This window comes from Tenacibaculum sp. M341, assembly GCF_004337695.1.
Lineage (GTDB): Bacteria > Bacteroidota > Bacteroidia > Flavobacteriales > Flavobacteriaceae > Polaribacter.
The window spans coordinates 165,985-190,313 of the sequence record NZ_SJXJ01000005.1 but is presented as its reverse complement, the minus strand read 5'-3'; the positions used below and the strand labels follow the sequence as shown (position 1 = coordinate 190,313).

The window sequence follows — 24,329 nt, the reverse complement described above, 5'->3', positions numbered from 1 at the left end:
ATGGAAAAAAAACGATACAGTATTTTTTTAATTTTCTTTTTTATTGTGCTTTGTACGGTAACTGTATATGGCATTAGTGCTGTTTTATCGTTTTTAAATACTGGTGCAGAAAGAGCTTCTATTCTTCATTTAGCTGTAAAAAGTAGCCAAGTGTATTTACCTAAAACTACTTGGTTGTCTTTTGACAATCCTGGCAGAGAAATGGAAGAGCAAACTGCTAAAGAAATTACCAAAGACTACTTGAATTCGTGGCATATTAAAAACGTGGCCTATAAAGACAATAGTACTTTTGGTATTCAAGACTATTACACCGATAGTGCGCAAGTAAATCTTATTAAAAGTATTGGATATAATGCTGAAAAAAAATTAAAACTACTTACCACCACTTTAAGTCATCATTTAAAACTCAACTTTTATAGTGCAGACGGACAATTGGTTGTTTTTACAGATAATAATGTTGAAAAATATACTCGTGTTGTAAAGAATAAAGATGTTGTTACCGAAGTTAATGAGTTGAACAGCTATAAAGTTATGATGCTTTTAGAAGATGGGTTTTGGCGAATTAGACACTTGGTACAATCTCCTTCTATTCCTCAAAAAAAATCTAAGATTTTAAGACCTTATGCTACTACTAAAAACGATAGCATTTTAATTAATGGTAAAAAATTTACAATTAGAGGTGTTAACTATTACCCTCAAGAATCTGCTTGGGATATGTTTGGAAAAAAATTTGATTCATTAACCATTCACAACGATTTTAAATTAATTGCGAATGCTGGTTTAAATACCATAAGAATTTTTGTACAATACAAAGATTTTGGCGAAGCGGATGTACTTAAAGAAAAACTTAAAAAATTAAAAACTACTTTACAACTTGCAAAACAAAACAACTTAAAAGTAATTGTTACTTTGTTTGATTTTTATGGTGATTATTCGGTTAGTAATTGGACTTTAACACACCGTCATGCTGAACAAATTGTATCTGCTTTTAAAAATAACACTTCAATTATTGCTTGGGATATTAAAAACGAACCTGATTTAGATTTTAAAAATCGAGGTAAAAAAAATGTACTTGCTTGGTTGGAATACATGATTAAAGAAATAAAAAAATACGATAAAAATCATTTGGTTACCATTGGTTGGTCTAACTCAGTTGCCGCAAAACATTTACATAAACAAGTTGATTATGTGTCCTTTCATCATTTTAATGAAAATTTAAAAAATGACTTTGCTGATTTAAAGAAAGAAATCCCTAATAAACCTCTCGTACTAGAAGAGTTTGGAGTTCCTTCGTACAGAAGTATTTGGAATACTTTTTCTGGATATTCAAAAAAATCACAAGCAACCTATCACCAACAAATACAAACATTTTTAAACGAACAAAATGTATCTCGACTTTCATGGACTTTATACGATTTTAAAAAAATTCCAACTTCAGTAGCGGGTAGTTTACCATGGAGAAAAAACAAGCAAAAACATTTTGGTTTTATTGATAGCAATGGAAATAAGAAACCTTCATTTGATTTTATCAATAGCAATGAATAAATGTGAGTTCGATATAACTTAGTGATATCTCAACTGCGTTCGAGGAGACGTATGTTTCTTTTCAAAAGGAACAAACACTAATCGAGATACTCATATACCGAACTCTTATTATTTAATCAAACTTTAAAATCTTTACTATTTCATCAGAAATATCAAACATGTTTTGTCTTTTTAGATTTGCCTGAACTACAATAGTTAAAACATCTTTTCCGTTGTTCATTCTTTTTACAATACACTCATAATTTCCTGTTTCTCCATGATGATGATGATTAGTTACAATTCCATTTTTCCAAGTAACACTGCCTAAAGGAGCTTGAATATTTCCCCAGAAATCAGCTTTTTGAGATAAAAACTGTAATGACGCTTTATTGATAATTTTAAACGCATGTAAGTTTGTTAACCAACCTTCAATATCTCTTGCCGTAAAACTAAAAAACGCTCCAGAAATAGAAACTTTATATGCATCTTCTTTAAAGTTTTCATTAAAAGGAATAGCTATAAATTTCTTATTTATGATAGGCATCTCTGGTAAAATCTTAGCACTTTTTAATCCATAAGGCTCAAATAAGTTTTCATTAACATATACTGAAAAAGACTGTTTTGTAATAGTTTCTACAATTTGTTTTAATAAAATTGGGCTGTAATTGGTGTACAAATAATCTGATCCTGGTTCAAACTCCAATTCTTTCAAATTTAATAAGTCATTTTTAATTTTTTCATCGGTAATTCTCTGATTGTTTTCAAAATACTTATCCCATGATATTCTTGGCAAACCTCCTGTATATTGCAATAAGTTTTTTATCGTAATTTTTGACGACCAATTTGGTAGATCTTTTAAATAGGTATTTATTGTATCATCTGTATTTAGTAATCCTTTTTCTTGAAGTTGCATGATAGCAACAGCCGGAAACTCCTTATATACCGATCCTAAACCAAATCGATACTGATTTGTTAATTTTGTAGTTTTAGATCCATCTGAAAAACCAAAAGATTTTTCATAAATAGTTGCTCCGTTTTTCACCACTAAAACATTACCATTAAAAACTCCGTCTGCGACTAGTTCATTCATGTAAGCATCTATAGAAGTATGTGTTTGACAACTTGCAAAAAAAATTGATATTGATAATAAAAAGGCTGAAATTATATGCTTCATTTGGTTGATTTTTTAAAATATACTTTAAAGACGATGAAGTTTTTATTTTGCTACAATGGTTGTAACTACTTTTGCTACATTTACCTCTTTTTATACTTTGTTTGCGTTGCTTTTAAAGCAAAAAAATGGTACTGTTCTGTATTTTATAATGCCATAAACAAAAAAGAAATTGATGAAGTCCTTTTTTACAAAAGATCAAGATCGAAACTAGTTTCAATCTTGATCTTTTTTTAATTTAATTAAGTTGATTCTATTAAAAAACAAGCTATTATTATAATTTATTACATAAAAAAACTCAAGCTTTTTAGCTTGAGTCATTCTTTAAAAATTTAAAATACTATTTTACATCTTTATATTTTCATAGAACATGTGATGAAACTTATATAGTTCTGTTGAATATAAATTATGGTTATTCTGTTTATTTTTTGTTGTATTCATAACTCTTAAGTTTTCTTTTTCTAATAGCTTTAAATGTTAGTATTCTTTTTAAGAAATGTAATATTAAGTAGTTTTTAGTATGATACAAAATCAAATTTCAAAGGTTGAGGATTTACTTACAATGTTTGTATGCTTTTTTCACTAATTAATTACTCAACTTTCGCTGAAGCTAATGATATTGCAATAAATAATTTTTGTATGTTTATTATGCCAGAATCTCTTTCAAACTATTAAAAACGAATTGCAAAACATGAAAAAATCAATATTTATATTATTCATAATAATTGAAATTTTAGGATGTACCTCAAATAAGACATCTATTAAAAAAACATTGAAAGAAAAAATAAAAGGTAACTGGAAAACCGAACACTTAAAAGACAAATGGGATGATACTCCCTTTATTTTCACTTTTCAAGATAGCGTTTGTTCATACTCTCAAGCTTGGGGTGCGTACTCACCCTATTGGATTAATGGTGATACATTAAATATTAAAGAACAAATAATAAAAAAGAAAGGATATATTTTTGGAGGAAAAGCTATTTATCAATTTGTAATTGACACTATCACTCCTAAAAAATTAGTTTTAAAACCTATTACCAATGATACAAAAGATATTTACAGAAAAGATAAGAATGATAGTTTAAACAAAATTTTATTAACTAAAGTTAAAGAACAATTTAATTGGAGAATTGAACGAATAGCTTTTTATAGCTCTGAATGTTATGGTAGCTGTCCTTCTATGTATTTAGAAATTGACAGCTTAGGAAACCTATATTTTAAAGGAAAATATTACACAGAGAAAGAAGGTCTGTTTTCTGGTAAATTATCTAATAAAAACTTTGAAAACATAAAATCAAAAATTAACAGTATTGATTTTAATAAATTGGAGAAAAGCTATTCTGCAAATTGGACTGATGATCAAACTTGTACAATTGTTTTAAAAACAAAAGATACTATTTATAAAAGTGAATGTTATGGTTTTTACAAAGAGCCTGTTGCTTTAAGAATTCTTTTTCATAGTTTGATGGAACTTTATAAAAATGAAGAAATAAAACAAGATTCGACTATTATAAATGAATTTATGTTTAAAGAATCTACTTTTTACCCTCCTCGTCCTCCGGTCCCACCAATACCGTTTAATGAAAGGTAATATTCTCATTTAATTACCGCTAAATAATGATTATAAAATGATAGAACAGACTACACAAATATTAAATAAAAAACACCTTTTAATCATTGGTAAAACGGCTACTGCAAGAAAACTTTTTATTAATGATTTACTCTTAAACACTAATTTTGAAGTATTCCGATTTCCTTCAAAAATGAAGCTTTTTGATGAATACATAGATTATGTAAAAATGAAAAAATTGTATGAACCTTGGTACAAAGCTAAAAGCTACAGTACTGATCAAATTTTTGATTTTCATTTTGATTGGATTTCAGAAAGTAGTTCACTTGTTATAATTGAAGAAATTCAATATTTGGAAGAAACTTGGCAGATTGAATTATTAAGAATTTATTTAAATGTTATTGAAAATCGGAAAAAGGGAGAAGAGAAAATTCATCTAATTATATCTCAAGAAAGTGAAAATAATTTAATCAGTAAGCTTTCAAAAGTAATTGATATTAGAGACAACGAAAGAAGAACAAGCCGACAAATTGTTGAACAAAATTTAAAAGTAATTGACCTTAACTAGTAAAAAAACTACATAAAAACCAAAAAGTATACGACATACGAAAATCTGTATAACACCTAACCTTTACCCTTGCCCGACCTTTGCAGTATTCTTTTATTAATTAAAAATAGGCAACATGAAAGCACATCAATTTGGTAAAAAAGGTTGGACTCCAGATAGAATTGGAAATTTAAATGATAAAACATTTGTTATTACAGGTACCACTAGTGGTACTGGATTTGAAGCAGCTAAAATATTACTATCGAAAGGAGCTAGAGTAGTAATGCTTAACCGAAATCCTAAAAAATCTGATAATACAATCTCTACTTTAAAGCAAGAACTTGGTAACAATATAAAAGTAACTGCTATACAAATGGATTTAGGTATTCAAACATCTGTAAAAAAAGCTGCTGAACAAGTTCTTGAAACCGTACCTAAAATTGATGCACTAATTTGCAATGCTGCTATTGCACAAGTACCTCAACAAAAACTTACCACAGATGGTTGGGAAAGTCAAATGGGAGTAAATTACTACGGTCATTTTACACTACAAGCTTTGTTATATCCACTTATTGAAAAATCAAAAGGTAGAATTGTTACAGTGGGTAGCATGGGGTATGACATGGGAATTAAAACTATTAAGTTTGATGATTTAAACTGGGATAAAGACTACACTCCCAATAACGCATACAGTCAAAGTAAATTGGCTCAAATTATGTCTATTTACGAACTACAAAATAGATTAAAATCAGCAGGAAAAACTACTGTAAAAACGTATGCTTGTCATCCAGAAGCTTCCAGAACTTCTTTAATTTCTACAAGTGGTAGTTTAATGATGAGAATTATTTTTAATTTAATGAAGCCCTTAACACAATCTGCTGAAAAAGGAGCGTATCCACAATTAATGTGTGCAACCGAAGAAAATTTAGATCAGGAAGGTTTTTATGGACCTACTGGAAGAAGCAATTGGGTTGGACCCGTTGGTGCACATAAAATAGCTTCTCATGCAAAAGACAAAGAAGTAGCAAAAAAGTTATGGGAAGTTTCAGAAAAAGAAACTGGTTTAACATGGAATTTTTAAATTAGTAGTATGCAACATTTTAAAACATTATCATCTTATTTAGATTATTTAGAACTTCCTCGTCCTGAGCATCCTATGCTAAGTGTATTTAATTCAAAAGGTAATGGTTTTCTCCCTTGCCCTAAAGAAAGTTCTCCTCCAATAACCAATGATTGTTACACTATTAGCTTTAAAAAATATGTAAACGGTAACTTAAATTATGGCAGAACTAAATACGATTTTACAAACGGTGCTTTAATTTTTATTGCCCCTAGACAAGTTTTACAATGGGATAACAGCGTTGTTTTTGAACAAAAGGGATTTTCAATAAATTTTCATGAAGATTTTTTGAAAGGAACCGAACTGGCTAGGCTAATAAAAAAATATGGATTCTTTTCTTACACTACTAATGAAGCGCTTCACCTTTCTCCTAAAGAAGAAAAACAAATTGAAGCTATTGTTGAAAACATAGAAATAGAATATGAAAACAATCAAGATGAGTTTAGTAAAGAAATTATTATTTCTCAATTAGATACATTACTAAAATATGCCAATCGTTTTTACGAAAGACAGTTTTTAAACAGAAAAGAACTCTCTAACAATTTATTAGATCGTTTTAATTTACATTTATCAAATTACTTTGATTCAGGTCTATTAGCCGAAAAAGGAATTCCTAGTATAGAAGAAATAGCTAAAAACTTAGCTGTATCTCAACGTTATTTAAGTGATACATTAAAAAAAGAAACTGGTAAAACTTCTACCGAACATTTACATTTACTTTTAATAGATGAAGCAAAAAACATCTTACTTCAACCTAATAAAAGTATTGCTGAAGTTGCTTACGAATTAGGTTTTGAATATCCTCCTTATTTTTCGAGATTATTTAAAAAGAAAGAAGGAATTAGCCCTACTGAATATAGAGATAAATACAAATTAAATTAACCTATGGACATTTTAAAATTAGCCACTGAATGGGCTAAAGCAGAAGTTTTTTCAACTCGATTCTTTATTTTCTTTGCGTTGTTATTTTTTACAGCAAGTATTGGTTTTTGGCAACTTGGAAAAACCGCTATTGCTAAAGCATATATTATTCCAACCTTAATTGCCGGTGTTTTATTACTAACCATTGGAATTGGTTTAGTTTTTACAAATATCTCTAGAATCACTAAGTTTGAAATAGCTTATAAAAATGATGACACTGCGTTTATTAGTTCAGAAATTAATCGAACAGAAAGCACTTTAAAAGAATATCAAACTATTGTTTTTAAAGTTATTCCAATCATCATAATTGTAGCTGCTTTACTTATTATCTTTGTAAATACTCCAACATGGCGAGCCATAAGTATTACTTCAATAGCTATGTTAATTGTTATTTTATTAGTTGACGGAACGGCTCATGCAAGAATAGCTACCTATAACAAAGCTTTAAAAACTGTAAGTTTAGAAAGTAAACTCAATTGATAATTGACACATTGTCATTCATCGACAGTATTCCACATCATACCTAATTTTCAATGTGTAAACCAGTAAAGCTTCTTACTTTTATAATATGATATGATCTCAGGGGTTGAGGAGATTAAAAAGCCAACTATTATGCAAATAATAGTGGCTTTTTTATTTTTAAAATTTCTTATTAAAAATAATCATCTTTCTTATAGTACTCGTGTAACATAAACACCAAACATACAAATGTTGCAATAGCTATTACAATAAAATAATATTGAAGCCCTTCTGCTTGTTTCCAGTAATCGTTCATCATTTTATTTATATTATATAATTGGTTAAACTATAGCTAATCATAACTAATATCATGCCAAAATCGTTTTAAAAAGTCATTAAAAAAAAAACCGTTTTTTTCCTGTATTTATACTTACTGTATCTTTTGAATACTTTTATTTACTATCTTGTTAACACGTAGTAGTTAGGAGTCCCTTGAAGGACTATGAAATTAAGTTTTGTTTGCCTCTAATTTTTTAGAGGCTTTTTTATTTAAAAAATTTTGTAAGTAATTAGAAAAGCCTACGACTTAAACAACATATTTAGTTTGCTGGGGGGCAAGCTCTAAATACAAGTCTTAAGTTATTTTCATAATAATTGCCCACTTTTCAAAGAGTGGGCTTATTTTTTGCAAGACATTTTCTATAAAAAACTAATAACAGTTGTGATAACTACTAATTAATATGGTTTATATGTTATTCATCGATACAAATTATACACACAACTAATTAATCAATTACAGAAATAACAATCTCATTATCTTTACAGTGTAAGTTAGTCCTTGGGGGCGAGGACGTATAAAAAGCCAGCTATTATAAAAACAATAGTGGCTTTTTTTATTTTATTTGAATTGCTAAAAATTCTATCTCTGAATTAAAAATTTATTTTGACATTAAACCGCACACTTTCGCTTTTTAAACTTCTTCAATTACATTATATTTATTCATTATTAATCAACCAAAATATTAATCATGTTAAAAAACATTTCAAATCTTGGACAAACTCTAAGTAAAAATCAACAACAATCTATCAAAGGTGGTGGATTTTATTTCTTTGTTGCATCTAATTTATGAAAAACCGTCAACTTTACTGGCTTACAACACCTTGTAATAGGGAAAACTGGTTTGTTCTTTCCACAAGTATAAAAGATGCAGAAGATTTTCACGATTCAGCAGAAGGGTTCAATGAGGGGTATTCCACTGCCGAATATATTTGTGATGTTTCTAAAAAAATACTGGAAACTGAACTTGAAACAGACGAAGATTGGTGGCCGTATTTACCTATGCTTGAGAAATTAGGATTTAAGATTATCGAAAATGAATTTCCAAGAATTGTCTCATATAAAGGAAGAATATTTTATGAAGGAAAAGGGTTTATACAGATTATAGAAGATGAGGCACATAAAAATCCAGGCGTATACGTTGTTAACATAAACAAAACAAACAAGTACAAAATAGGGTTTACAAAAAATTTAAAAGCAAGATTGCAAGCATTTAGAACTGCTATCCCTTTTAAACTGACTTTGACATATTACATTGAAACCAAACATTACGTAAGTTTAGAAAAACTAATCCATAATCAGTTTAAGAATTCTAGACGAAAAGGAGAATGGTTTGAACTAGAACAAAAGGAGTTAACAGAATTAGAAGCTACTTTTGAATTTTTAAGTGCGTCAAGTTCAGATTTTACATTCGTTCATATAAAAAAAATTTTTGAACACTTGGGATATTAAATAAAAAAACATCCTCGAAAAATGATCTTCGAATAGTTACTTCTTTTAACCAAATTAACTTTACAGCAGAATCATGACTTTTTTTAAAAATTTATTCGGAAATAAAAATCCTGAGAAAGCAACAAATCATCCAGAAAATGAATTCAATAAATGTTTTAAAACTTCTGGAAAAATGACTCTTCCATCAGAAGATATTATAGAAGAATACAAAGCAAAAGTTCCTTCTTATTTAATAGATCTTTGGAAAAAAAATGGATTTGGCAACTATAATAACGGTTTAATTGAGCTTGTAAATCCTAAAGATTTTGAAGATTCTTTATGGAATTGGCTAGGTAAAGAGGTTGAAAATTATGTTCCTTTTGCTATTAGCGGATTTGGTGAATTGTTTTATTACCGAAAACTAACAGAAACGGATGAAGATGTTTGTATGATTGATATTCAGTATCGGAAAATAGAAACAGTGGTATGGAGCCTCGAATCTTTTTTTGAAGATTTTTTAACTGATAAAGAAGATCAGGAAGAATGGCTAAGAGCTTCTTTATTTGAAAAAGCAATTAAAGAACAAGGAAGCTTAAAAACACATGAAGTTTTTACGTTTACTCCTGTTTTAGCTATGGGTGGCGCACTTGAAACTAAATATTTAAAAAAGGGAAATGCACAGGTATATCAAGATATCGTTTTACAAATGACAATGTAAAAATTATATCCTACTTTTATTACTCTTAAAACAAAACTAATACTACAACCAAATGAATAAAAAAATAGGATTAAAAGACACTATTTCTATCGGAATTGGAGGAATGGTAGGGGGCGGAATTTTTGCAGTACTCGGATTGGCTGTTGCCCTCGCAAAAGGAGGAACTCCTGTATCTTTTTTAATTGCAGGTTTAATTGCTTTAGTTACTTCCTATAGTTATGTAAAAATGTCTCTTAAATATCCTGACCGAGGAGGAACTGTAAAATTTGTAAATCAAGGATTTGGTATTGGTATTTTTAGTGGCGGTATTAATAACTTACTATGGATAAGTTACATTATTATGTTAGCATTGTATGCTTCTGCCTTTGGTTCTTATGCTCCTAACCTATTTGAACTAACCGGTAATAAAGTTTTAGATACACATATTTATGCTTCTGCTATTGTAATTTTAGCTACTGCTATCAATTATTATAGCATTGCTGTTGTTGGTAAAATAGAATCTTATGCGGTTATTATTAAACTGGTAATACTTTTATCTTTTGTTGGATTTGGGTTATATGGATTAATAGGAAATTCTCATTTAGAACAATTAGATCCAGAACATTGGGAGTCTTCTTTTAAGCTTATTACAGCTGGTATGGTAATTTTTGTAGCATATGAAGGTTTTGAACTCATTGCAAATGCAGCTCCAGATATTGAAAATCCTGAAAAAAATATTCCTAGAGCTTATTTTTGGTCTGTTATTTTCGTAATTATACTTTATGTTATTATTGCTATTATTACTGTTGGATCTTTAGATTTTAAAGATATTGCTACAGCACAAGATTATGTATTAGCTGAAGCAGCAAAACCGATGTTAGGAAAAATTGGATTTACAATTATTACTGTCGCAGCATTAATCTCTACTTTTTCAGCAATTAATGCTTCTTTATATGGTGGAAGTAGAGTGAATTATGAAATTGCTGAAGATGACGAATTACCGAAACAGTTTACTTATCAACTATGGAATCAGCCAGTAGGTTTATTAATCACTGCTATACTAACACTTGTATTAGTAAACACCTTACAATTAGAAAGCATTTCAACTGCTGGTAGTGTTGGTTTTTTGCTCATTTTTGCTATTGTTAATTTTGCTGGATTTAAGTTAGCTAAAGAAACAAATAGCTCTAAAATTATTCCTTTTGCAGGTGCTATTATGTGTTTTTTGGCAATGATTACCTTATTAATTCAACAATACGGAACTAGTAAAGTTGATGTATTTATTGCTATTGGTATTGTTGCTTTTAGTTTTGTTATTGAGTTTCTTTATAAAAAAGTGTTTGATAAAAATGGTTAAATTAAATAATCTTTATCTCCTACTTCTTTTAATTCTATTTAGTTGTCAACCTAAAAACTGTAATTGTAAAATTGATGAAAATGTTTTGAATGAAAATATTCAAGTAATAACGGAATACAACAAAACTGATAATTGGTCGAAATTAGGACTGCAGCATCATAAAAATTTTAAATATGATACGTATCGATTAATTATAATTCCTAGTTGGACTAATAGTATCGTTTATGAATATATCTTAAAGAATCATACGGTAAAACCTCAAATTTTAGTCAATCAATATCGAAGGATTGATAAAAACGGTGAAGTCTTTTTCAACAAAATGAATCAAACTACAAAAATTAGTTTATCTAATGAAAAATGGACTGATTTTGAAAAACTAGTTGCTGATAAATGCTTTTGGACAGTACCTACTAAATCTAAAAAAAGATTTTTAGATGGAACATCATGGATTTTAGAAGTAAAAAAAAGAAAAGTTAATGATTGCTCCAATCAAAATTATCATATTGTAACAAGAGTTGATGCTGCACCTATTTTTTTTGAGTTATGTGATGATTTACTAAAGCTCGCTAACAGTTCTAAAAAAGAACTCGATGATTTACTAAATAAAAGTTGGACTTCTGATTAAAGCTTAACAAAAAACAATAAAATGGGACATAATATTGAAGCTATAATTACCAAAGAAAAGCCTAATAGCGAAACATTAAAAAGTTTAGACATTTCGATTTTTAAAGAAGGAGATTTTAATATTATTCCTTTAGACTCTTGTCATTTAACATTCTGGGGAAAAAAGTGGAACACATTTGATGAATATGGGGAACTTTTTGGTGGAGTTAATATGATCTGTCTCAAAAGCATTGAAAGACTTGCTGTAGAATTAAACATTGCTGACTTTATCATAATAGGTACTGATTACCATGCGGGTATTGGAGATCAAGCTGCTAGGGTTTATAAAAATTCAACGTTTGTTAATATTAAGGGTACATTTTATAACAATAATTTTGGATTAAAAGGTGTAGATATCAATAGTGCTTTAAAAGAAATTGGAGTTATAAAATTAGAAGATATGGATGAATTTGACACCATAAAACTAAGTAAATACAGAAGCTTTGAATCATATTTTACGGCATATGAAAAATACTGTGATGAATAACTTATTGCTAAAAAAATAAACAATGGTAGAAGAATATTTAGAAAACATTAAAAAACAATTTAAATCTTATAAAGAGGTAGCTGATAAGACTATTTCACAATTAACAGAAAAAGATTTATACTGGAAATACAACAATGAAAGTAACGATATTGCTTGTATTATGATTCATTTATCAGAAAATATGCTATCTAGATGGACTGATTTTTTTGAAAGTGATGGTGAAAAAGAATGGAGAGATAGAGATGGTGAATTCTCTCAACAAAATTTAAGTTATAATGAATTAATAGAAAGATGGAACAAAGGATGGGACTGCCTTTTTAGTGCCTTAGATGCTATGAATGAAACAAATTTCAATCAACCTATCTTCATTAGAAATAAAAAAGTGAAACTAATAGAAAGTATTACTCGACAGATTGCTCATTATCCATATCATATTGGTCAAATTGCTTTTATTGGTAAAATGATTTTAAACGATAAATGGAATTCTCCATCAATACCGAAAGGTAAATCAAAAGAATATATTCAATTAGAATTTGAAAAGAATTCTAAGTAGAAATTCATAATTAACATTACACTATGTTTAGACGATCGTTTCCAAAATGCGAAGTAAAAGGATCTTATACACCTGTAAAATATGGACACATGTTTTCTGAAGGAGCGATACCTCAAAAATGTTCTACATGCTCTAATTTATTTGAAGGAGAATGTTTACGTGGTTTAGATAAAATAGAAAGGTTATTACGGTTAGATTATAATCATTGTGGAGTAAATGGTTCTTCTGAACCTACCGAAATAGAAAAATTAAATGATAATAGCATTTATGTGCCTAAAAAATGTGTCGAATGTAAGTTTCTAAAAAAGTCTACAATAAGACAATACTTTTGTAATAAAGAGCATGAAATATGGAAAGATTTCCCAAGAGATTTAGATTGGGGGAATTGGCATCCTGATTACCCTTTAGTTGGTATAAGAAAAGTTGATAAATATAAAAACATCAACCTGGGACCTGCTATAATAACTAAAGACTTAATTTTATTGTTATTAAATAAAGAAACAACTAAAGCTATGAAGTTATATAGAAAGTTAAATAACATTCCTACTATTATAGAAGCCATTGACGATATTAAAAAATTAACTCAAAAACTGGAATTAGATTAAAAAAGTATCGAAATAAATAACTTTTTACTTAGTTTTACGATTAAAATTGCAATAATCACATTAAGAATCAAAAAAACACTATGAATCAATCAATTATTTCTGGAAAAAGAAAAACAATACAGGTTTCGTTAAGTGTTGTATTAATATCTATCTATACTATTTACATTTATCACTCTGTAAGACCTGAAATTAACTTTAGCAAACTAATACAACAAATAATAAGACTTTCTCTTTCTATTGGTCTTTTAATAATGGTTTACAAAGGGAAAAACTGGGCTAGAATTGTATCTATAGTTTTATTCACACTAGCTATTATTGCTGCAATTGTTGGAATGGTATTTTTAAACACATCTCACATCAATAAAATTCCTTTATTAGTAATGATATTTATTTATTCTAAAGGAATTTATCATTTTGGATTTTCGAAAGATGTCAAAGATTTTTTTCGTTTTCAAAATAATGCCACAGAAAATTTTTAGTTAATCCAAAATCACAAAAAGCAAGAAATTCAATGACAAATATTATCTGGAAAAAAGGATTTTTCTCTTCAAATTATGAGCTATTTCAAAACAATATTAATATTGGAAAGTTCCGTCGATCTTCATTTAGTGATATTTCTAAAGGAAAAATTAATGATGCCAAATTAGAATTTAAAAAGAAAGGTCTTTTTAGTTCTAATACAGATATTATGGACTTAAGTTCAAATAAAAACATTGGTAAAATTCAATTCAATACTTGGGGAAATAAAGCAAACATTACCCTAAATAATGAAAAATATACTTGGAAATACGATAATTTTTGGGGTTCTAAATGGAGTATTTCAAACAGTGAAAAAAAATTAATTATTTATAAAAGTGCTACTACTTCTGGTAATATTAAATCTATATCCAACAATGATTTGTTGTTACTAAGTGGCTTTTATGTATTCGATTATCTACGTAAATTAATTGCTGTAACTTCTATAGCAACCTCTATAACCTTACTAAGTTCGTAATTTTTCAAACAAACACATAAGCAAAGGTTCTGAGATTTTTTTTACCAAACGTTCGGTTATTAATATTTTTTTTATATCTTTGTACCATATGAGACCACAAAAAGTTTTAGATAACGAAGTTTTTTCCGCTTTAACAAAAGTATTCAGAGCCAAAGGATTTGAAGGAGCTAGTTTAAAGGAAATTGCAGATGCTACTGGTTTAAAAAAAGCTAGTTTGTATCATCGATTTCCTGATGGGAAAAAGCAAATGGCGGAAGCTGTTTTCAGTTATTTAGATGAGTGGGTACAGCAAAACATTTTTCAAACTTTAAAAAACACCAACCTCTCTCCTACTGAACGATTAGATAAAAGCTTATTTTATATAAATGAACTTTATAACAATGGAGCAGAATCTTGTGTATTTAGAACATTATCTATGAAAGCAGGTATGGAATTATTTGGTGATCTAATTACTAATGGTATGAAACAATGGATACATCATTTTGAAATACTTGGATTAGCCTTTGGCAAACCTGAACTAGAAGCAAAACAAAACGCAATACAAAATTTAATCGATATTCAAGGTAGCCTAATTGTTTCTGAAGGCTTAAAAGACTTGGATGTTTTTAAAAATACTTTACAACAAATAAAAAATAGATATAAAATCGAATAATATTTTTTTGAATTTAAATTTTACCAAACGTTCGGTAATAAATATATTTAACATTATGACAAAAAGTAAACTCTTATACCTACCCTTGATTATGGCAATAATTTCATGCTCAAAACCAACTCGTTCAACAGAAAATAAAGAAATAACAATTAAAAACAATCATAAAATGGCATTAGTAAAATACAGAAAAATTGAAGTTAACGGCGTAAATGTTGCCTACAGAGAAGCCGGGAATCCAGATAAACAAACAATAGTTCTTTTACATGGTTTCCCTTCTTCATCACACCAATACAGAAAAGTATTGAATCAACTTTCAGATGAATATCACTTGATAGCTCCTGACTATCCTGGCTTTGGAAACAGCGACTTTCCTTCTGATAAAGCTTATGAATATACCTTTGATAATATTGCAAAAACAATCAATTCTTTTTTAGAGTTAAAAGAAATCAATAATTATGCTTTAATGATTCAAGATTATGGTGCTCCTATTGGTTTTAGAATAGCCACTGCACACCCTGAAAGAGTTACCGCAATCATCAATCAAAATGGTAATGCATACGAAGAAGGTTTAGGAGAAGCTTGGAAAAGCACAAAAGATTTTTGGGTTAATAGAAATGCAGAAACCGAAAAAGCATTATTACATGTTTTCTCTTTAGAAGGTTTAGAATGGCAATATACCCACGGAACAAGAAATGCTGAAAATGTAAATCCTGATACTTGGCATTTAGATTTTCTAAGATTATCTAGACCAAATGCGCATAAAGTAAACTTAGATTTATTTTATGACTATCAAAATAATGTAAAATTGTATCCAAAATGGCAACAATATTTAAGAGATCACCAACCACCTTTATTAATTGTTTGGGGTAAAAACGATGCTTTTTTTCCTGAAAGTGGTGCTGAAGCTTTCAAAAAAGATGTCAAAAATATTGATTACAATATTTATAATACAGGACACTTTGCTCTTGAAGAAGATGGTGATAAAATCATTGAAAAAATGAGAACTTTTTTAAGGAAATTAACAAAGTAAGATTATAAATTATTAACGATTTAGGACGTACCTAAATCGTTATTTTCATTTTTGAATTGTCACGAACAATATATTATTCAATATAGTTATATCTAAATTCTTTATTATATGAAAATTTTAAGAAGATATAAGATCTAATAAATTAAATTTAAGTTAGAATTTGACAAAACACATCATAATCATAGCTTTAAATTTAAAAAACATGAAAAAAACACATTTACTTTTAAGTTCCATCCTATTAATAGTCAATCTTTCTTTAACTGCTCAAACCAAACAAGATTCATTAGCCATAAAGAAGGTGGCTTTAGACTATATTGAATCTCAACATAACGTAAAACCAAAACAATTTGAACAAGCGGCACACCCGAGAATGGTAAAACGTACTTTTTGGACAGATAAAAAACTGGTAAAGAATATTTAAGAGAAACCTTTACTGATGCAATGATTCTACTTGCAGAAACATACAATACCAATAAAGATAAATTCCCTCAAAAGCCTAAAAAAGAAGTTGTTATTTTAGATGTATTTGGTAAAATAGCTTCTGTAAAACTTATTGCTGATGATTGGGTTGATTATATGCATATTGTAAAACTAAATGGAAAATGGCAACTAGTAAATGTTTTATGGCAGTTTAATAATTCTACAAAACACTAGAAAAAAATCTTGCTGAAATATTATCACTGTTGGTAATCAAAAAAATTATTTCACTATAATATAATTTGATTATTGTAATAATTACCTTACTTTGCTAGCCTATAACTCCTCTTTAGATTTAGTGTAAACTTTTTTAAAAACCTAACTATGAAATATGATCTTAGCGAAATGTACTCTTTAGATATCTTTTTATCTAGTTTATCTAATGAAGAATACAATAAAATTAAACACGAGATTAAAGGTAGAACTACACCTCCAATGAGTTTACTAAGTTGGGAGTTTTTTATGGATGGTTATTATCAACGTATGACTCAAAGTAAAAAGAAAAGTGAGTTAAAACAAGTATTGACTTTAGCTGAACAGTTTAACTGGAAAAACAATCTAAAGTTAGCTTTTTCTGAAAATGATTACGAAGCATTAATTATTACTGATAAAAACCAGAAAATAATTTGGGTAAATGAAGGTTTCACCTCTATGACAGGCTATTCTAAAAAATATGCTTTAGATAAAACTCCTAGATTCTTACAAGGAAAACACACTTCTTTAGAAACCAAACAAAGAATTAAAACAAAAATAATTCTCAATGAACCTTTCAAAGACACTATTATCAACCACAGAAAAGATAATACTACTTATAAATGTGAAGTAAAAATATTTCCACTATACAGTAAAGAAACAACGCACTACATTGCTTTTGAAAAACAAGTAGTTTAAATTTTTAAAGTAAAAAATCAACCTTTTAATTATTTGAATGAAAAATTTTGAAGATCGGTTAAAAGGAGGACATCCAAATTCATTAGGGAGCACAATTGAAATAGTTGAAGAAGTTTTAGCTGATTATAAACTCTTTGATGAGCTTTTTAATTGCTATTTTTCTGAAGACGAAACTGTACGATTAAGAACTTCAAATGCTATGAAACGAATTTGTAAGGCTCAAAAAATGATTGTAGTCCCTTACATTGATTTATTTTTAAATAAAATATCATCTATCAATCAAGCCTCTACTCAATGGACTTTAGCACAACTTTTTAATTCATTAGAGAAAGAAATGAGTCCTATTCAAATTAAAAAAGCAAAGAAAATTTTAAAAAACAATCTTATTAACTCCAATGACTGGATTGTTCTGAGTCAAACAATAGAAACATTGACTAAATGGTCATCAACAGATTTAGAACTTCAAAGTTGGTTAAAACCTGAATTAGAAAGATTAACGTTAGATAAAAGAAAATCTGTTTCCAATAAAGCTCTTAAATCAATAAAAAAACTAAAGTTGTAAACTTTCAACATACCTCATCTTAAAGTTAGCTTTCCTATATTTTTATATTAATTTACTTTGACACACCACATGTTTTTGTTACTTTCGTAGCAGTAGTAGTTTGGTATTTTTAATACGAAATAACATTGTGTTAATATATATCATGTAAGCCTCCTTAAGAAGGAGGCTTTTTTTATGCTAAAACTCTTATAGTGTTGTAACAAACTATTAAAAAAACTACTTATTCTATGAGATGATCATTTTAAAAAGAGCTTAAAAATGAAAAAAATAGAATATTAATTATAGCTGTAGTAATAATCTTTTTTGGATATTTTGTTGTAGATAATTTACTTTTTAATGGTATTAAACCTCAACTTATCAATGTAAATAACTTTCAAGCCAATTACTTTTCTAAAAAAAATATTCAAAATAAAACTACTGTTATATTAATTGGTGTAGGACAATGGGGTGATTATTGGGGACAAAAATTTGCTAGCAAAAATATGGTCGGATTGTCAATTCCTTACACTGGCAAAATAGGACTTCCAAAACTTCCAGAAGAAATTGAGTTATCTTATTTTAAAAATGTTATTGATTGGCTACAACAACAACCCCAAGTAAATCCTAATAAAATAGTTGTAATGGGAGCATCAAGAAATGCAGAACTATCATTAATTCTTGCTTCTATCTTCCCAAATTCTATTAGTGGTGTTATAGCTTACGCACCAAGTTCTGTTTCTTGGTCAAATACTGTACTGCCTTACAATTCGGATACCATTAAGGCTAGTTGGACATATAATGGAAATGATATTCCATATATTCCTATGTCTAAGTTAGCTGCAGACGATTCAGAAACTATTGATATGTTAGCTTATTGGCAAAAAGGATTGGGCAAATCTAATGCTGTTAAAAAAGCTACTATAAAAGTAGAAAATATAAAAGGTTCAATTCTTCTTTTCTCTGGAATGAATGATAAAGTATGGCCTTCTTCTACAATGGCAGATATGATTGAAAAAAGGTTAAAACATAAAGACTTTGATTACACTTTTGAAAATATAAAATATCAAAACGCCGGACATTTAATTTCAACAAACCCCGATAGTAAAACTGGAATTAGAACAGGGAATATTCATATCAATGGTATAAATTATAAATATGATTTTGGTGGAAATGACGAAGGTGACTTTAAAGCTAAACAAGATGCAAACATTAAAGTTTTCGATTTTTTAAATAAACTTTAAACTAAAAAAACTCTTATTTACCTCATAATCAAACAAAAAAAAAGACATTTTATTAAACCTTTTCATAAAATGAAAGTCAAAATTATAATAATAACGTAAAACTTATTTTTATGAAAAACTTTCTTTTAGCAATGTTAATGGTTTTAGTATTCTTTTCTTGTAGTACTAAAAATGAAGATGAATATGTACCAGTTGATGAAAACCCATTATCTGAACTAAATTTACCCGAAACATATTTCAATTACACAGATTTAAATTTACCTACACATTATACAAACAATCAATTTCCTGATCAATTTCCATTTCAAAAAGCTGCTACAACCTTTGATAATACACCTGCAAACAATCCTGTTACAAATGAAGGTGCAACTTTAGGAAGAGTACTATTTTACGATAAAAAACTAAGTGCAAACGGTACAGTTGCCTGCGCTTCTTGCCATAAAGCTGAGCATGGTTTTTCTGATCCAGATGTTTTAAGTAAAGGGTTTAACGGAGGATTAACAAGAAGACACTCTATGGGAATAGTAAATGCAAGGTTTTATGCTAGTGGAAAATTCTTTTGGGATGAACGTGCAGCAACTTTAGAAGATCAGGTATTAATGCCTTTTCAAGATGAAGTAGAAATGGGATTAACTTTACAAGAATTAGAAGATATTATAAGCTCTCAAACCTACTACCCTACTTTGTTTGAAGATGCTTTTGGTGATGAAACTGTTACAAGTGACAGAATATCTAAAGCATTGGCACAATTTATAAGAAGTCTGGTTAGTACAACCTCTAAGTATGATTATGCTAGAAATGAAGTAAGCTCTCCAACTGAAGATTTCCCTAATTTTACTACTCAAGAAAATTTAGGAAAAGACTTATTTTATTTACCTAGAGTACTTACCAATGGTAATAATGCTAATTGTGCTGCTTGTCATGTTTCTGAAGCTTTTGTTGGTCCAATTCCTAATAGAGGAAATGGTGCTTCAAACGCTACAAATAATGGATTAGATGCCATGTCAACTACAGATTTTGGTGTTAATGAAACCACAGGTGTGCCTAATGATACTGGCAAGTTTAAAGTACCTTCTTTAAAAAACATTGCCATTAGACCTCCTTATATGCATGATGGAAGATTTGCTACTTTAGAAGAAGTGATAGAACATTACAGTTCAGGAATACAAAATCACCCTAATTTAGCTCCTCCTTTTGTAAATGATAATGGTATTGTGGGGCAATTTAACTTTACTCAAACCGAAAAAGATGCACTGATAGCCTTTTTAAAAACGCTCACTGATGAAGAAATGTTAAATGACGAAAAATTCAGCAACCCTTTTAACTAACTAAAAAAGAATAAAATAACACTTAAAAGACAAATATTTTAATTATCTTATGCTATAATTTTGGGAATATTAGTTGGTTTTTAACAAAAAAAACACAATTTTTACCTCGTCTAAATAAAAATAACAAACCCTTAAATTTTATGAAATACCCTTTACTATTTCAAGCTTTCAAAAAACATATAGACTTACCTATTGAAACTTATCTTGATTTAGAAAAAGAATTAGAAGTGAAAACGCTTAAAAAAAAAGAATTTGTAATACAAGAAGGAGAAGTTATCAAGTTTCTTCCGTTTATTAATAAAGGTTTAATGGTAAACTACCGCTTTGACAACAGTGGTAACAGACATGTTCTACAAATTAGATCAGAAGGATCATGGCTAGGTGACTTGTACAGTTTTTTTTCTGGTAATCCTACACAATTTAATATTCAAACATACAGTAAAACAGAGTTGTTATTGATATCTCATGAAACTTTTGATAGGCTAACAGAAAAGTATCCAATATTTGAACGCTTTTTCAGAATTAGTATTCAAAATGCTTATGTAAGCACTTTAAATCAAGTTTTTAACTTACATAGTCTAAGTGCTGAAGAAAGGTATCTTAAACTAATTAAGGATGTACCTAAATTAGTTCAAGATGTACCTGACTATTTAATTGCTTCTTACTTAAACATTACACCTCAATCTTTAAGCAGAATTCGTAAACACTTATAGTGTTACTCTAATACCGTAAATTCAATTTGCGAATCAGAAAAAACAGAATGCGTTTGCGTTTTAAAATCTTTTGCTTCTGCTTTATAAATATTATCAACATAAGTTTGTGGATTCAAGTCTATTAAAGGAAACCAAGTACTTTGGACTTGAATCTGTAATTTATGCCCCTTTTTAAAGGTATGAAACACATCTTGTAATTTAACATTTACAGCTGTCTTTTGATTTGGTTTAAAAGGCTCTGGATTTGAAAAACTATTTCTAAAACGTCCTCTCATTACCTCGCTACGTACCATCATATGATAATTACTCAATTTTAAATGCGTTTGCATTTCTTCATTATCATTTTCTAAATCTGCCGGATGCACATCAATAACCTTTACAATCCAATCGGCAGCTGTACCTGTAGTAGCTACTTTTAATTTTGCTAAAATATCACCAGCTAACGTAAAATCTTCAGTAAGTACATCAGTTTCAAACACTAAAACATCTGGTCTTCTAGCAGCAAAACGTTGATCATCGGTCATGTATTTTCTAGGAGTAAATACTGTTTTAATATCTTCTGAATAAGGAACAGGACGCTTAACATCACTTATATAATCAATCTTTACACGCTCACTTTTCTGTGTTGCTGTTAACTCTTGATTACTTGATAAATAAAATGATTGTTTTTTAATTCCTTTAGGAGGCCAAGCATCATATGATTTCCAACCTTTTTTTCCTGTATCATATACATACGCTTCTGGCAATCCTGATTTTTTACTTCCGTCTCCTTTTAAGAAATGATTGAAGAATTTAGTTTCAATTTCTTTCTGAAATTTTAATGAAATAGAATCTCCAAAATAATAGTTCCCTACTTTATTAGCTACTTTATCTCTTGACCATCCTCCGTGATCCCAAGGACCAAAAACCATTGTATTATAATTATTTGGTTGGTGCTTTTCTATTCCTTTATAAGTTTCTAAAGGACCGTATAAATCTTCTGCATCAAACCATCCACCCACAATCATTGTTGCTACTGTTGATGGTACTTTATTTAAATGTTGAATAATCCCTTTACTTTGCCAAGTACTATCGTAATTTGGATGCTCAACTATTTCCTTCCAAAAGAAATCATCAATTCTATTATTATCAACTACTTTGGTATCTAATTTTTCATATTGAAAGTATGAATTTAAGTTTTTAAGAGGTCCTTTATCTAAAAAGAATTGATACTGATCTTCTGTCTGCATATCTGGAAATGAATACCATGCTGAATCAGTTGGCTGATCTTTGTAAGTTCCAAATAATGAAACCGCTCTAAAATAACTTAATAAAAATGCTCCATTATGATGAAAATCATCAAAAAAGAAATCTCCAATACATGCTTGAGGTGACGCAGCTTTTAATGCAGGATGCGCATCTATTGTAGATACTGTAGTATAATGTCCTGGATAAGAAATTCCCCAAGTTCCTACTTTTCCATTCGAATGCTTTACATTTTTAACTAACCAATCTATAGTGTCATATGTATCAGTTGTTTCATCTGCTTCATTCTCTTTTTTATTCGGAATATAAGCTCTCATATTATCATATACACCTTCGCTCATCCATCTACCTCTAACATCTTCATACACGATGATGTTTCCTTCTTTCATTAAATGTATGTTCGGACCAATTTTTTCTTTAAACTCTCCTTCTCCATATGGTTTACAACTATAAGGTGTTCTTTGTAATAAAATAGGATAGGTTTTAGTAGTATCTTTTGGAGTGTATATAGTTGCGTGTAACTTTACTCCATCACGCATGGCTATTTTAACTTCTTTCTTTGTGTAGTTGTCTTTTACATACGTATTTGTAGCTACTGCTTCTTTTTCTATTTTTTTTTCTTTTTTACAACTTACTGAAACAATAAGAAAAACTAAGACATATAAATATAATTTCATTGGTTTATAACTTGGATTATTTGATTTCATTTAACAAAAAAGGTTGTATAAATAATAAATAGAAGAATCTAAATTAAAATACAACCTTAAAATTTAGTTGTTTGTTTATTTGCTTATACTACAATTACTAAACTTATACTATGTTAATTATAATTAAGCATGTAAATATCATTCACTTGAAATAAAAAACTTCTTAATAAAATGTTAAAGAACCATTTTATCTTCTGTATGTTGATAAAACTGATGACATTTGAACTTTTAAGTACTTTAATTATTCAAAATGAGATCTTTTTTATATTTATTTTTAGTTGCTATTGTAATTAGTTGTAACACTTCTAAAGTAGAAACAAAAACTGTAAAAGAAACTAAAAAAGAATTTCCTGAATTAGTTTCGGGAAGATATAATGTTGCCTTCTTGATAATGGATGGTACTTTTAATACTGAATTAACCGCTCCTTTTGATATTTTTCAGCATACTATTTTTAGAGAAGGAATCAAAGCCATGAATGTTTTTACTGTAGCAAACACTGATAAACCAGTAACCACATTTGAAGGAATGAAAATTATACCTGATTTTAACTATTTAAAAGATTCATTACCTAAAATAGATATTCTAGTAGTTCCTAGTGCTGAACATCATTTAGATACAGATTTAGAGGATACTAAAATGATTGATTTTGTAAAACAAGTTGATAAAGAAGCTTTATATGTTACTTCTCATTGCGATGGTGCTTTTGTATTAGCTAAAGCTGATTTATTAAACGGAAAGGTTTCTACTACCTTCCCTTCTGACATTGATAAAATGCGCACTATGTTTCCTGAATTAGATGTGCGTAAAGAAGTTTTATTTGTACATGATGGCAAGTACATAACTTCTGCAGGAGGAGCTAAATCATTTGAAGCTGCTCTATATTTATGTGAATTCTTGTATGGTAAAGAAATAGCGCAATCTTTAGCTGGAGGATTAGTGATTGATTGGGATTTAAATAAAGTTCCTCATACTATAATCAACAAATAATTTAAGTTTTTACTGACTTTCAAGTACTTTACAACTTAACTCAAAAGTTAATTTAATGTAAATTTACATCTCAAAAACTC

At 28.7% G+C, this 24,329-nt stretch carries 28 protein-coding genes; 25 read left to right on the top strand and 3 right to left on the bottom strand.

Going from position 1 to position 24,329, the window contains the following annotated elements:
* Positions 1–1,545 (top strand): glycoside hydrolase family 2 TIM barrel-domain containing protein, encoded by a 1,545-nt coding sequence (locus EYW44_RS07385; RefSeq protein ID WP_132723026.1) that lies wholly within the window; start codon positions 1–3, stop codon positions 1,543–1,545.
* A gap of 112 nt (positions 1,546–1,657) precedes the next feature.
* Here the strand turns inward: EYW44_RS07385 and EYW44_RS07380 are convergent, their stop codons facing one another.
* Entirely contained in the window at positions 1,658–2,698 is a 1,041-nt protein-coding gene (locus EYW44_RS07380) for a serine hydrolase domain-containing protein (RefSeq protein ID WP_132723025.1), read from the bottom strand.
* Between the two features lie 688 nt (positions 2,699–3,386).
* On the opposite strand from EYW44_RS07380, the gene EYW44_RS07375 reads away from it, so the two are divergent.
* The 5 genes from EYW44_RS07375 to EYW44_RS07355 all read left to right on the top strand — a co-directional run bounded on the left by EYW44_RS07375 (position 3,387) and on the right by EYW44_RS07355 (position 7,333).
* A complete protein-coding gene (locus tag EYW44_RS07375; RefSeq protein WP_132723024.1) occupies positions 3,387–4,286 on the top strand; it encodes a DUF6438 domain-containing protein in 900 nt (299 codons plus the stop codon).
* Between the two features lie 37 nt (positions 4,287–4,323).
* A complete protein-coding gene (locus EYW44_RS07370) occupies positions 4,324–4,833 on the top strand; it encodes a hypothetical protein (protein ID WP_132723023.1) in 510 nt (169 codons plus the stop codon).
* Between the two features lie 115 nt (positions 4,834–4,948).
* Positions 4,949–5,893 carry an SDR family oxidoreductase gene (locus EYW44_RS07365; RefSeq protein ID WP_132723022.1) on the top strand — a complete coding sequence of 315 codons (945 nt, stop codon included), beginning with the start codon at positions 4,949–4,951 and terminating at the stop codon, positions 5,891–5,893.
* A 9-nt stretch (positions 5,894–5,902) separates the two neighbouring features.
* Positions 5,903–6,814 (top strand): helix-turn-helix domain-containing protein, encoded by a 912-nt coding sequence (locus EYW44_RS07360; protein WP_132723021.1) that lies wholly within the window; start codon positions 5,903–5,905, stop codon positions 6,812–6,814.
* Positions 6,815–6,817: 3 nt separating this feature from the next.
* Positions 6,818–7,333 carry a hypothetical protein gene (locus EYW44_RS07355; RefSeq protein ID WP_132723020.1) on the top strand — a complete coding sequence of 172 codons (516 nt, stop codon included), beginning with the start codon at positions 6,818–6,820 and terminating at the stop codon, positions 7,331–7,333.
* 172 nt (positions 7,334–7,505) lie between these two features.
* On the opposite strand, the gene EYW44_RS22700 is transcribed toward EYW44_RS07355, so the two are convergent.
* The gene (locus EYW44_RS22700) at positions 7,506–7,631 is read right to left on the bottom strand and encodes a hypothetical protein (RefSeq protein ID WP_256369372.1); all 126 of its coding nucleotides are present in this window, start codon (positions 7,629–7,631) and stop codon (positions 7,506–7,508) included.
* An 807-nt stretch (positions 7,632–8,438) separates the two neighbouring features.
* Here EYW44_RS22700 and EYW44_RS07350 point away from each other — a divergent pair.
* From EYW44_RS07350 to EYW44_RS07270, 18 genes are all read left to right on the top strand, one after another.
* Entirely contained in the window at positions 8,439–9,101 is a 663-nt protein-coding gene (locus tag EYW44_RS07350) for a GIY-YIG nuclease family protein (RefSeq protein WP_132723019.1), read from the top strand.
* A 73-nt stretch (positions 9,102–9,174) separates the two neighbouring features.
* Entirely contained in the window at positions 9,175–9,798 is a 624-nt protein-coding gene (locus tag EYW44_RS07345) for a T6SS immunity protein Tdi1 domain-containing protein (RefSeq protein ID WP_132723018.1), read from the top strand.
* 52 nt (positions 9,799–9,850) lie between these two features.
* On the top strand, positions 9,851–11,134 hold the full coding sequence (locus EYW44_RS07340) for an APC family permease (RefSeq protein ID WP_132723017.1): 1,284 nt from the start codon (positions 9,851–9,853) through the stop codon (positions 11,132–11,134).
* An 85-nt stretch (positions 11,135–11,219) separates the two neighbouring features.
* Positions 11,220–11,759, top strand: a complete 540-nt coding sequence (locus tag EYW44_RS07335) for a hypothetical protein (RefSeq protein WP_132723016.1) — start codon at positions 11,220–11,222, stop codon at positions 11,757–11,759.
* 21 nt (positions 11,760–11,780) lie between these two features.
* On the top strand, positions 11,781–12,284 hold the full coding sequence (locus EYW44_RS07330; RefSeq protein WP_132723015.1) for a hypothetical protein: 504 nt from the start codon (positions 11,781–11,783) through the stop codon (positions 12,282–12,284).
* Positions 12,285–12,306: 22 nt separating this feature from the next.
* The gene (locus EYW44_RS07325; RefSeq protein ID WP_165872179.1) at positions 12,307–12,837 is read left to right on the top strand and encodes a DUF1572 family protein; all 531 of its coding nucleotides are present in this window, start codon (positions 12,307–12,309) and stop codon (positions 12,835–12,837) included.
* Positions 12,838–12,860: 23 nt separating this feature from the next.
* Positions 12,861–13,442 (top strand): hypothetical protein, encoded by a 582-nt coding sequence (locus EYW44_RS07320; RefSeq protein WP_132723014.1) that lies wholly within the window; start codon positions 12,861–12,863, stop codon positions 13,440–13,442.
* An 80-nt stretch (positions 13,443–13,522) separates the two neighbouring features.
* The gene (locus tag EYW44_RS07315; RefSeq protein ID WP_132723013.1) at positions 13,523–13,921 is read left to right on the top strand and encodes a hypothetical protein; all 399 of its coding nucleotides are present in this window, start codon (positions 13,523–13,525) and stop codon (positions 13,919–13,921) included.
* 32 nt (positions 13,922–13,953) lie between these two features.
* Positions 13,954–14,436, top strand: coding sequence for a hypothetical protein (locus EYW44_RS07310; protein ID WP_132723012.1), 483 nt, complete (start codon positions 13,954–13,956; stop codon positions 14,434–14,436).
* 88 nt (positions 14,437–14,524) lie between these two features.
* Positions 14,525–15,088, top strand: a complete 564-nt coding sequence (locus EYW44_RS07305) for a TetR/AcrR family transcriptional regulator (protein ID WP_132723011.1) — start codon at positions 14,525–14,527, stop codon at positions 15,086–15,088.
* 91 nt (positions 15,089–15,179) lie between these two features.
* Entirely contained in the window at positions 15,180–16,118 is a 939-nt protein-coding gene (locus EYW44_RS07300) for an alpha/beta fold hydrolase (RefSeq protein WP_243643620.1), read from the top strand.
* A gap of 202 nt (positions 16,119–16,320) precedes the next feature.
* Complete coding sequence (locus EYW44_RS22595; protein ID WP_243643619.1) at positions 16,321–16,539, top strand: nuclear transport factor 2 family protein; 219 nt, start codon at positions 16,321–16,323, stop codon at positions 16,537–16,539.
* A 20-nt stretch (positions 16,540–16,559) separates the two neighbouring features.
* Positions 16,560–16,772, top strand: coding sequence for a nuclear transport factor 2 family protein (locus EYW44_RS22590; RefSeq protein WP_243643618.1), 213 nt, complete (start codon positions 16,560–16,562; stop codon positions 16,770–16,772).
* A 147-nt stretch (positions 16,773–16,919) separates the two neighbouring features.
* A complete protein-coding gene (locus EYW44_RS07290) occupies positions 16,920–17,486 on the top strand; it encodes a PAS domain-containing protein (RefSeq protein WP_243643617.1) in 567 nt (188 codons plus the stop codon).
* A 37-nt stretch (positions 17,487–17,523) separates the two neighbouring features.
* The gene (locus EYW44_RS07285; protein WP_132723009.1) at positions 17,524–18,048 is read left to right on the top strand and encodes a hypothetical protein; all 525 of its coding nucleotides are present in this window, start codon (positions 17,524–17,526) and stop codon (positions 18,046–18,048) included.
* Between the two features lie 491 nt (positions 18,049–18,539).
* The gene (locus EYW44_RS07280; protein WP_243643616.1) at positions 18,540–19,268 is read left to right on the top strand and encodes an acyl-CoA thioester hydrolase/BAAT C-terminal domain-containing protein; all 729 of its coding nucleotides are present in this window, start codon (positions 18,540–18,542) and stop codon (positions 19,266–19,268) included.
* Positions 19,269–19,378: 110 nt separating this feature from the next.
* Complete coding sequence (locus tag EYW44_RS07275; protein ID WP_132723007.1) at positions 19,379–20,596, top strand: cytochrome-c peroxidase; 1,218 nt, start codon at positions 19,379–19,381, stop codon at positions 20,594–20,596.
* A gap of 140 nt (positions 20,597–20,736) precedes the next feature.
* Positions 20,737–21,309, top strand: coding sequence for a Crp/Fnr family transcriptional regulator (locus EYW44_RS07270; protein WP_132723006.1), 573 nt, complete (start codon positions 20,737–20,739; stop codon positions 21,307–21,309).
* Between the two features lie 2 nt (positions 21,310–21,311).
* Here the strand turns inward: EYW44_RS07270 and EYW44_RS07265 are convergent, their stop codons facing one another.
* On the bottom strand, positions 21,312–23,231 hold the full coding sequence (locus tag EYW44_RS07265; protein WP_132723005.1) for a CocE/NonD family hydrolase: 1,920 nt from the start codon (positions 23,229–23,231) through the stop codon (positions 21,312–21,314).
* A 280-nt stretch (positions 23,232–23,511) separates the two neighbouring features.
* On the opposite strand from EYW44_RS07265, the gene EYW44_RS07260 reads away from it, so the two are divergent.
* Complete coding sequence (locus EYW44_RS07260; RefSeq protein WP_132723004.1) at positions 23,512–24,249, top strand: DJ-1/PfpI family protein; 738 nt, start codon at positions 23,512–23,514, stop codon at positions 24,247–24,249.
* Positions 24,250–24,329 lie beyond the last annotated feature (80 nt).

What these genes read in the sequence shown, in the direction of transcription:
- EYW44_RS07385 (WP_132723026.1), top strand. Translation starts at nt 1, where the DNA reads ATGGAAAAAAAACGATACAGTATTTTTTTAATTTTCTTTTTTATTGTG.
- EYW44_RS07380 (WP_132723025.1), bottom strand. Translation starts at nt 2,698, where the DNA reads ATGAAGCATATAATTTCAGCCTTTTTATTATCAATATCAATTTTTTTT.
- EYW44_RS07375 (WP_132723024.1), top strand. Translation starts at nt 3,387, where the DNA reads ATGAAAAAATCAATATTTATATTATTCATAATAATTGAAATTTTAGGA.
- EYW44_RS07370 (WP_132723023.1), top strand. Translation starts at nt 4,324, where the DNA reads ATGATAGAACAGACTACACAAATATTAAATAAAAAACACCTTTTAATC.
- EYW44_RS07365 (WP_132723022.1), top strand. Translation starts at nt 4,949, where the DNA reads ATGAAAGCACATCAATTTGGTAAAAAAGGTTGGACTCCAGATAGAATT.
- EYW44_RS07360 (WP_132723021.1), top strand. Translation starts at nt 5,903, where the DNA reads ATGCAACATTTTAAAACATTATCATCTTATTTAGATTATTTAGAACTT.
- EYW44_RS07355 (WP_132723020.1), top strand. Translation starts at nt 6,818, where the DNA reads ATGGACATTTTAAAATTAGCCACTGAATGGGCTAAAGCAGAAGTTTTT.
- EYW44_RS22700 (WP_256369372.1), bottom strand. Translation starts at nt 7,631, where the DNA reads ATGATGAACGATTACTGGAAACAAGCAGAAGGGCTTCAATATTATTTT.
- EYW44_RS07350 (WP_132723019.1), top strand. Translation starts at nt 8,439, where the DNA reads ATGAAAAACCGTCAACTTTACTGGCTTACAACACCTTGTAATAGGGAA.
- EYW44_RS07345 (WP_132723018.1), top strand. Translation starts at nt 9,175, where the DNA reads ATGACTTTTTTTAAAAATTTATTCGGAAATAAAAATCCTGAGAAAGCA.
- EYW44_RS07340 (WP_132723017.1), top strand. Translation starts at nt 9,851, where the DNA reads ATGAATAAAAAAATAGGATTAAAAGACACTATTTCTATCGGAATTGGA.
- EYW44_RS07330 (WP_132723015.1), top strand. Translation starts at nt 11,781, where the DNA reads ATGGGACATAATATTGAAGCTATAATTACCAAAGAAAAGCCTAATAGC.
- EYW44_RS07325 (WP_165872179.1), top strand. Translation starts at nt 12,307, where the DNA reads ATGGTAGAAGAATATTTAGAAAACATTAAAAAACAATTTAAATCTTAT.
- EYW44_RS07320 (WP_132723014.1), top strand. Translation starts at nt 12,861, where the DNA reads ATGTTTAGACGATCGTTTCCAAAATGCGAAGTAAAAGGATCTTATACA.
- EYW44_RS07315 (WP_132723013.1), top strand. Translation starts at nt 13,523, where the DNA reads ATGAATCAATCAATTATTTCTGGAAAAAGAAAAACAATACAGGTTTCG.
- EYW44_RS07310 (WP_132723012.1), top strand. Translation starts at nt 13,954, where the DNA reads ATGACAAATATTATCTGGAAAAAAGGATTTTTCTCTTCAAATTATGAG.
- EYW44_RS07305 (WP_132723011.1), top strand. Translation starts at nt 14,525, where the DNA reads ATGAGACCACAAAAAGTTTTAGATAACGAAGTTTTTTCCGCTTTAACA.
- EYW44_RS07300 (WP_243643620.1), top strand. Translation starts at nt 15,180, where the DNA reads ATGGCAATAATTTCATGCTCAAAACCAACTCGTTCAACAGAAAATAAA.
- EYW44_RS22595 (WP_243643619.1), top strand. Translation starts at nt 16,321, where the DNA reads ATGAAAAAAACACATTTACTTTTAAGTTCCATCCTATTAATAGTCAAT.
- EYW44_RS22590 (WP_243643618.1), top strand. Translation starts at nt 16,560, where the DNA reads ATGATTCTACTTGCAGAAACATACAATACCAATAAAGATAAATTCCCT.
- EYW44_RS07290 (WP_243643617.1), top strand. Translation starts at nt 16,920, where the DNA reads ATGAAATATGATCTTAGCGAAATGTACTCTTTAGATATCTTTTTATCT.
- EYW44_RS07285 (WP_132723009.1), top strand. Translation starts at nt 17,524, where the DNA reads ATGAAAAATTTTGAAGATCGGTTAAAAGGAGGACATCCAAATTCATTA.
- EYW44_RS07275 (WP_132723007.1), top strand. Translation starts at nt 19,379, where the DNA reads ATGAAAAACTTTCTTTTAGCAATGTTAATGGTTTTAGTATTCTTTTCT.
- EYW44_RS07270 (WP_132723006.1), top strand. Translation starts at nt 20,737, where the DNA reads ATGAAATACCCTTTACTATTTCAAGCTTTCAAAAAACATATAGACTTA.
- EYW44_RS07265 (WP_132723005.1), bottom strand. Translation starts at nt 23,231, where the DNA reads ATGAAATTATATTTATATGTCTTAGTTTTTCTTATTGTTTCAGTAAGT.
- EYW44_RS07260 (WP_132723004.1), top strand. Translation starts at nt 23,512, where the DNA reads ATGAGATCTTTTTTATATTTATTTTTAGTTGCTATTGTAATTAGTTGT.